This is a genomic window from Salmonella sp. SAL4457, assembly GCF_046548235.1.
Classification (GTDB): domain Bacteria; phylum Pseudomonadota; class Gammaproteobacteria; order Enterobacterales; family Enterobacteriaceae; genus Salmonella; species Salmonella enterica.
In genome coordinates this window covers 1-269 of sequence record NZ_JBGDZO010000546.1, presented here as the reverse complement: position 1 = coordinate 269, position 269 = coordinate 1, and the positions used below count along the sequence as shown (strand labels likewise).

Annotated in this window: 1 protein-coding gene; it reads left to right on the top strand. The window is 61.0% G+C overall.

Features of this window, described 5'->3' with window-relative positions:
• The coding region (locus tag ACLJNW_RS25405) for a caspase family protein (protein WP_410961395.1) at nt 1–269 on the top strand (269 nt) is incomplete at both ends.

Below are 269 nucleotides of genomic sequence, written 5' to 3'. Positions count from 1 at the left end.
CCATGGGCGATACGCTCAAGCAGCTTGGCTTTACAGTGATGGTGGCCGAGAACCAGAACCGTCAGGCTTTCAGCCAGAGCCTGCTCGCGTTCGACAAGGCGGTCGAGAAGGGCGACACGGCGTTCTTCTTCTACGCCGGTCACGGTTTTGAGATCGCCGGACAGAATTTCCTGCTGCCGACCGACGTGCCGGCGGCGACCGAAGGCCAGGAAGAACTGGTGCGAGACGCGTCGATCTTCGCAGACCGTGTCATCGAGCGTCTGCAGAAC